Annotated in this window: 8 protein-coding genes; 5 read left to right on the forward strand and 3 right to left on the reverse strand. The window is 69.6% G+C overall.

Annotation, left to right across the window (positions count from 1 at the left end; genetic code table 11):
• Positions 1-16: 16 nt before the first annotated feature.
• The 3 genes from BM060_RS29900 to BM060_RS29910 form a co-directional block, all read right to left on the reverse strand.
• Positions 17-769, reverse strand: coding sequence for an SDR family NAD(P)-dependent oxidoreductase (locus tag BM060_RS29900; protein WP_074985868.1), 753 nt, complete (start codon positions 767-769; stop codon positions 17-19).
• Between the two features lie 95 nt (positions 770-864).
• Positions 865-1,797: an alpha/beta hydrolase gene (locus BM060_RS29905; protein ID WP_074985870.1), complete on the reverse strand. Its 933-nt coding sequence runs from the start codon at positions 1,795-1,797 to the stop codon at positions 865-867.
• 177 nt (positions 1,798-1,974) lie between these two features.
• A complete protein-coding gene (locus BM060_RS29910) occupies positions 1,975-2,778 on the reverse strand; it encodes an IclR family transcriptional regulator domain-containing protein (protein WP_210147056.1) in 804 nt (267 codons plus the stop codon).
• A gap of 223 nt (positions 2,779-3,001) precedes the next feature.
• Between BM060_RS29910 and BM060_RS29915 the strand changes: the two genes are divergently transcribed.
• The 5 genes from BM060_RS29915 to BM060_RS29935 form a co-directional block, all read left to right on the forward strand.
• Positions 3,002-3,310 carry a hypothetical protein gene (locus BM060_RS29915; RefSeq protein WP_074985876.1) on the forward strand — a complete coding sequence of 103 codons (309 nt, stop codon included), beginning with the start codon at positions 3,002-3,004 and terminating at the stop codon, positions 3,308-3,310.
• A 29-nt stretch (positions 3,311-3,339) separates the two neighbouring features.
• Entirely contained in the window at positions 3,340-4,410 is a 1,071-nt protein-coding gene (locus BM060_RS29920; protein ID WP_135499937.1) for an acyl-CoA dehydrogenase family protein, read from the forward strand.
• Positions 4,411-4,450: 40 nt separating this feature from the next.
• Entirely contained in the window at positions 4,451-5,590 is a 1,140-nt protein-coding gene (locus BM060_RS29925) for an acyl-CoA dehydrogenase family protein (RefSeq protein ID WP_074985890.1), read from the forward strand.
• A 21-nt stretch (positions 5,591-5,611) separates the two neighbouring features.
• Positions 5,612-6,517, forward strand: coding sequence for an SDR family oxidoreductase (locus BM060_RS29930; protein WP_074985878.1), 906 nt, complete (start codon positions 5,612-5,614; stop codon positions 6,515-6,517).
• Positions 6,518-6,553: 36 nt separating this feature from the next.
• The coding region (locus BM060_RS29935) for an acyl-CoA dehydrogenase family protein (protein ID WP_143096611.1) at positions 6,554-6,729 on the forward strand (176 nt) is incomplete at its 3' end.

Below are 6,729 nucleotides of genomic sequence, written 5' to 3' on the forward strand. Positions count from 1 at the left end.
GCGCCGGTGGCCGGGGCTAGTCCTGCTGCAGGCTCTGGCAGGTCATGCCGGTGCTGCTCATGCCGCCGTCCACGGCAAAGGTCTGGCCGGTGATGTAGCTGGCGGCGGGGGAGGCCAGGAATACGGCGACCTCGGCGATCTCCTCGGGGCTGGCCACCCGGGCCAGCGGAACGCTGGCGGTGATGCTGCGGCGGAAGCGCTCGTCGTAGGTGGCGGCGGTCATCGCCGTCGCCACCGAGCCGGGGGCGATGGCGTTCACCAGGATGCCGTGCTCGGCCAGCTCCAGGGCCATCACCCGCGTCGCGGCGATCACCGCGCCCTTGGAGGCCGCGTACGCCGTGCGCCCGGGGAAGCCCAGCAGGCCGGCCGCGGAGGCGACGTTGATGATCCGCCCGCCGCGGCCGAGCATGTTCCGCGCCGCCTCCCGGGCGACCAGGCAGGTGCCCAGCAGGTTCACCCGCAGCAGGCGCTCGAAGTCCTCGGGCTCGGTGTCGAGGAAGGGCTTGTTGAGCAGGATGCCCGCGCTGTTCACCAGGACGTCGACCTTGCCCAGCTGCGCGACCAGGCTGCGGACGTTCCCGGCGTCGCCGACGTCCAGCGCGAAGGGCCTGGCGTTGTCGCCCAGCTCGGCGGCCAGCGCCCTGGCCTGCTCGAAATGGATGTCGGCGATGGCGACCTGCGCGCCCTGGCCGATGAATAGCCTGGCGACGGCGGCGCCTATTCCGCTGGCGCCGCCGGTGATCAGGACGGTCTGCTTCTCTGCTTGCATGGGGGTTCTCCCGGGGTGGATGGAAACGGCATCGATCCCGGCGTGAGCCGCTGCCCACCGGGAACCGACACCTTCGCTCGCAAGGTCGGCCCTGCTCAGCGCCTGCCGAGCAGGGCCCTGATTTCGTCGGCGGTGTAGCGGATGGCCTCGGCGCTGCCGGGCAGCAGGTCGACCATCATCATGAAAGCGTGGATCTGCCCCTCGAAGCGGCGATGGGCCACCGGCACGCCCGCCTCGCGCAGCCGCGCGGCGAACGCTTCGCCTTCGTCGCGCAGCACGTCGTGCTCGGCGGTGAGGATGATGCTCGGCGGCAGGCCGGCGACGCTGGGCGAGCGCAGCGGCGCCACCCGGGGGTCGCTGCGCCGGCTGGCATCGGGCACGTAGTGGTCCCAGTAGTAGCGCATGACTTCGGCGGGCAGCAGGACCTGCATGTCCGGGTCGAGGTAGGACGCGGTCTGGAAGTCCGCGTCGGTCACCGGGTAGATCAGCACCAGGCCCCGTATGCGCTCGCCGCCGCGCTGGCGCTCGCGCAGGGCCACGCAGGCCGCCAGGTTGCCGCCGGCGCTGTCGCCGGCCAGCAGCAACGGCAGGTCGCCGCCGAAGAGCGCCTGGCGCTGCGCGGCGACCCACTCGAAGCCGGCCCAGGCATCCTCCAGCGGGATGGGGAAGGGCTGTTCCGGGGCCTTGCGGTAGCACACCATGACGATGGCGCAGCCGCTCTGCGCCGCGAGGTTGCGGCACATGGGTTCGAATTCGTCGTTGCTGCCGACGACCCAGCCGCCGCCATGGAAATAGACGATCACGCCCAGAAGCTCGCCTTCCGGGCGAAGCAGGCGCAGCTCGATCTCGCCGCCCGCGACTGCCAGCCTGCGGTTCTCCCGCAGCGCCAGCCCGGCCCCCGGGCCGAGCAGGCCCTTCAGGCCAGCCAGGGCGTCGCGGGCTTCCTCGGGCGACATCAGGTGCCTGGGCTTGCGGGCATTGAGCCGCGCGGCAGTGACGAAATCTTGCGTACTGGGATCGAGTGCCATGGGCCGCATCCTCTTCTTGTCATGCATGACCGGACCCGCCCCGACGCGAGTCGCAGGCGGTCACGGCCATCTTTCCATAGCAGGCTGGGGATGCGGCTTTGACGAGGGCTGCGGCCCGTGCAATGGAATGCCCGTCCGGCCTCCATCGCACGGCGCCCGATGCGTCGGGCGTTGCCGTCAGCTGTAGCGCGACTGGGCGAGGTCGCGGGCGATCTGCGCTGCGGTGCGCTGCAGGGGCGCCAGCAGGGTCTTGCGCGCCTCGGTGAGGTTGACGGCGCTCTTGAGCAGCATGACGTTCATGGTGGCGAACAGCTCGCCCTCGTGCATCACCGGCACGCCGATGGCCCAGACGTTGCTGGCGAAGACGTCGCGGCTGTACTCGCTGCTCATGACGGCGAAGCCGTCCTTGCGGATCTTCTTCAGCAGCTTTTCGAGCCGCTCGGGGTCCTGGGCGAGCTGGTTCCATTCGCCGGGGCTGGCGGCCAGGTTCTCGATGATCGAGCGGCGTTCCTCCTCGCCGCAGAACGCCAGGTAGGCCAGGCCGATGGAGGTGGCCAGCATGGGCGAGCGGAAGCCGGGCTGGCGGTTGAACGACAGCGGGCCGCTGCCGCGGGACGTCTGCACCACCACCATGGCGTCGAAATCGAACAGGGCCAGGTCCGAAGGCCAGCCGATGGCGTTGCGGAAGCGCGCCAGGGTCGGCTCGGCGACGCTGGCGAGCCAGCGCGACCTGTCGTAGCCCTGGCTCAGCAGGAGCGTGCGCGCGGTCACCGAATACAGCGCCCGCTCCTGGTCCCTGGCGACGTAACCCTCATGGTGGAGGGTTTCCAGCATGCGCACGATGGTCGCCTTGTCCAGCCCGGTCTGCCGGTGGAGCGAGGCGACGGTCGACTGCTTCTCCTCGTTGATGACGCGCAGCACCCTGAGCGCGCGGACAACGGCCTCGACCGGTTTGAAAGATGGCTTGCGCAGGTTCTTCACGGGGCGTCCTTGAGTCTGGGGCATGGGGGTTGGGGGCCTGTCGCCGGAGCGGGGCGGCAGCCTTCGCCGGGCCCGCCGAATACCGAACTACGGAACAACGCGCAGATAGCGTGGCTGACGGGGGGATTTTAGCGGCATCGTTGATTGAAATGAAATTTCAGATAATGAAATATCGATTTCAACCTCTGGCACGCAGCGAAGGCAACACGAAAGGGGGCGCCACATGATTGCTGGAACCAGCGCACGACACGGGGCCGTCGGGACTGCGGTGCGACGCGTCCGCCAGCGCCGGGCCGCCGTGATCCATGCGTTGCTCCTGGGCGTCGTGCTGGGGCAGCCGCCGCTGTGGAGCGGTGGCGCCGCGCTGCGATCCGGCCATGACGGCAATGCCGGCGCGCGAGAGGCGCGGGTGGCCCAGGCCAGGCTGGCACTGCAACAACCCCTGCTGCCCGGACGCGAGCCCGGGCAGCACGAGGGCCAGGCGCGGCGTGGCGACTTGAAGCGTTATGCAACTGACATGGCTCGGCTGTGAGCGGCATGTCGGGTAATCGGGAGAACGGGATGTATTCGTCTGAAGAGCGTTTGGAAAATATCCGCATGATCCGCGACAGCGCCTCGGCCTTCGCCCCGGCGGGCGAGCTGGCGCGGGTGCGCGGGCTGCGCTACCAGGCCCCAGGGTTCGACAAGGCGGTGTGGCGCGAGATGGCCGGCAACGGCTGGCTCGGCCTGCCGCTGGCGGAGGCGCAGGGCGGCGCCGGCCTGGGCATGGCCGAATATTGCGCGCTGCTGGAAGTGCTGGGCGCCGCGCTGGTGCCGGAGCCTTTCGTGCCGGCGGTGCTGGCCGCGCGCCTGTTGAACGGCGAGCTGCTGGCCGCCCAGCTGACTGGTGAGCGCCTGCTGCTGCCTGCGCTGCAGGAGCAGTACGACAGCCTGGAACCGCAGGCCGGGGCTACGCGCCTGGTCGATGGCAAGGTCAGCGGCAGTAAGGTCTGCTTGCCCATGGCCGCCGGCGCCGATGGCTTCCTGGTCAGCACGGACCGGGGGCTGGCGCTGGTCGAGGTGGGGGCGCCCGGCGTGACCCTGTACCTCGCCCAGACCCAGGACGGCGGCCACCTGGGCAGCCTGCTGCTGGAGCAGGCCCCGGCCGAGCTGCTGCCGCTGGACGCCGAGGCCCTGGCCGACGCCCTGGACGAGGCCGCGCTGGGCACCGCCGCCTATCTGCTGGGCGCCGCCGAGCAGGCCTTCGCCCTGACCCTGGACTACCTGCGCACCCGCAAGCAGTTCGGCCAGGCCATCGGCAACTTCCAGGCCCTGCAGCACCGCGCGGTGGACCTGAAGCTGCAACTGGCCCTGTGGCGCGCCAGCCTGGAGGCCGCCGCGGCCGCCTGTGACGCCGGCGCCCCCGTGGCCCAGCGCCGCGCCGCGGTGTCGCGGGCCAAGGCGCGCGCCGCCGACGCGGCGCTGCTGGTCACCCGCCAGGCCGTGCAGCTGCACGGCGCCATCGGCTACACCGACGAATGCGACGTCGGCCTGTTCCTGCGCAAGGCCATGAGCCTGGCCAACCTCTACGGCTCGTCCGCCCAGCACCGACGCCGCTACGACGCCTGCATGCCGCGCCTGGGCGACGCCTGACATCCGCTGGAGGAGAACGACAATGAGCGACAAACCGCAACTGCCCGACTTCAACGCGCTGAGCGACGACGCGTTCCGCCAAAGTGTGCGCGAGTTCCTACGGGCGAACTTCCCCGAGGAGCTGCGCGACCTGCCCAAGCGCCTGCACTGGAACGAGGTCAAGGACTGGTACATGACCCTCTCCGAGCACGGCTGGCTGTGCCCGGGCTGGCCCCGCGAGTTCGGCGGCATGGGCCTGTCGGCGGCCAAGCAGCTGATCTACACCGAGGAGTTCGAGAACTACGGCGTGGCCCGCACCCCGGACCACGGCATCATGCTGCTCGGCCCGCTGCTGATCCGCTACGGCTCGCCCGAGCAGCAGCAGTACTTCCTGCCGCGCATCCTCTCCGGCGAGCACATCTGGTGCCAGGGCTACAGCGAGCCGAACGCAGGCTCGGACCTGGCCAGCCTGCGCACCGAGGCCGTGCTCGACGGCGACGAGTGGGTGGTCAACGGCCAGAAGATCTGGACCACCCTGGCCACCGACGCCGACTGGATCTTCCTGCTGGTGCGCACCGACAAGACGGCGAAGAAACAGGAAGGCATCAGCTTCCTGCTGGTGCCGATGGACAGCCCCGGCGTGACCGTGCGGCCGATCCTCAACCTCGACCTGCACGACGAGCTGTGCGAGGTGTTCTTCGACGACGTGCGCGTGCCGCGCGGCAACCTGGTCGGCGAGATGAACGCCGGCTGGACCATGGCCAAGGCGCTGTTGGGCTTCGAACGCATCTTCCTCGGCTCGCCCAAGCAGTCGGCCAACGCGCTGACGCGCCTGGAGCTGCTCGGCGAGCACCTGGGGCTGTCCGACGAGCCCGGCTTCCGCGACTGCCTGACGCGCCTGCGCCTGGACCTGGACGACCACAAGCTGCTGTTCGAGAGCTTCGCCGAGCGCCTGCGCCGCGGCGAGAGCCTGGGCGCCGACGTGTCGCTGCTCAAGGTGCACCAGACCGAGCTGTTCCAGCGCATCACCGACTACATGCTGGAGATTTCCGGCGAGTACGCCGCGCTGCTGGAGCCCATCGAGGGCAACGGCAACCTCAACCCCACCGGCCTGTTCCTCCAGGCGCGCCCCGCGACCATCTACGGCGGCAGCTCGGAGATCCAGCGCAACATCCTGGCCAAGGCCGTGCTCGGCCTGTAAGCGAACGACGGAGAGAACGACATGCTCGACAACAAAGTAGTGGTGGTCACCGGTGCCGGTGGCGGCATCGGCCGGGCCATCGCGGTGGAAATGGCGCGCGCCGGCGCCTCGGTGGTGATCAACGACGTCGGCGTCTCGCTGGGCGGGGAGGGCGGCTCGGCCACCCCGGCGCAGGAGACGCTGAAACTGATCGAAGGCTTCGGCGGCCGCGCGGTGATCAACACCGACAGCGTCGCCGAGTGGAACGGCGCGCAGCAGATCGTCGCCTGCGCCATGGACAGCTTCGGGCGCATCGACGGCGTGGTGAACAACGCCGGGATCATCCGCGACGTGATCTTCCACAAGATGAGCGTGGAGGACTGGCTGTCGGTGATCCAGGTCCACCTCAACGGCAGCTTCTTCGTCAGCCGCGCCGCCGCCGAACGCTTCCGCGCGCAGAACGGCGGGGCCTTCGTGCACATGGTCAGCACCTCGGCGCTGATCGGCAACGTCGGCCAGGCCAACTACTCGGCGGCCAAGCTGGGCATGGTCGCGCTGTCCAAGTCCATCGCCCTGGACATGCAGCGCTTCAACGTGCGCTCCAACTGCATCGCGCCCTTCGCCTGGAGCCGCATGACCAGCGCCATCCCCGACAGCACCCCGGAGGAGAAGGCCCGCGTCGAGCGCCTGAAGCAGATGACCCCGGAGAAGAACGCGCCGCTGGCGGCGTACCTGCTGTCCGACCAGGCCAAGGGCGTCAACGGCCAGGTCTTCACCGTGCGCCGCAACGAAATCTTCCTGATGAGCCAGAACCGCCCGGTGCGCTCGGTGCAGCAGGGCGAAGGCTGGACCGCGCAGAGCATCGCCGAGCACGGCATGCCGGCGCTGGCCGGCTCCTTCACGCCGCTGCAGGTCAGCGCCGACGTGTTCTGCTGGGACCCGGTCTGACCGGCCCGCTGCCACTGTATCCATGAGGTTGAGTTGATGAACGCTGAGCGTGCCCAAGAGAGCTACCAGGACATCCGTGAGGGCGTGCGCGCCCTCTGTGCGGAGTTCCCCGCCGAGTACTGGCGCAAGATCGATGAAGTGAAAGGCTTCCCCGAAGCCTTCGTCAAAGCCATGACCGAGGCCGGCTGGCTGTCGGCGATGATCCCCGAGGA

It is taken from the genome of Pseudomonas citronellolis, assembly GCF_900112375.1.
Taxonomy (GTDB): Bacteria; Pseudomonadota; Gammaproteobacteria; order Pseudomonadales; family Pseudomonadaceae; genus Pseudomonas; species Pseudomonas citronellolis.

What these genes read in the sequence shown, in the direction of transcription:
- BM060_RS29905 (WP_074985870.1), bottom strand. Translation starts at nt 1,797, where the DNA reads ATGGCACTCGATCCCAGTACGCAAGATTTCGTCACTGCCGCGCGGCTC.
- BM060_RS29915 (WP_074985876.1), top strand. Translation starts at nt 3,002, where the DNA reads ATGATTGCTGGAACCAGCGCACGACACGGGGCCGTCGGGACTGCGGTG.
- BM060_RS29920 (WP_135499937.1), top strand. Translation starts at nt 3,340, where the DNA reads ATGTATTCGTCTGAAGAGCGTTTGGAAAATATCCGCATGATCCGCGAC.
- BM060_RS29900 (WP_074985868.1), bottom strand. Translation starts at nt 769, where the DNA reads ATGCAAGCAGAGAAGCAGACCGTCCTGATCACCGGCGGCGCCAGCGGA.
- BM060_RS29930 (WP_074985878.1), top strand. Translation starts at nt 5,612, where the DNA reads ATGCTCGACAACAAAGTAGTGGTGGTCACCGGTGCCGGTGGCGGCATC.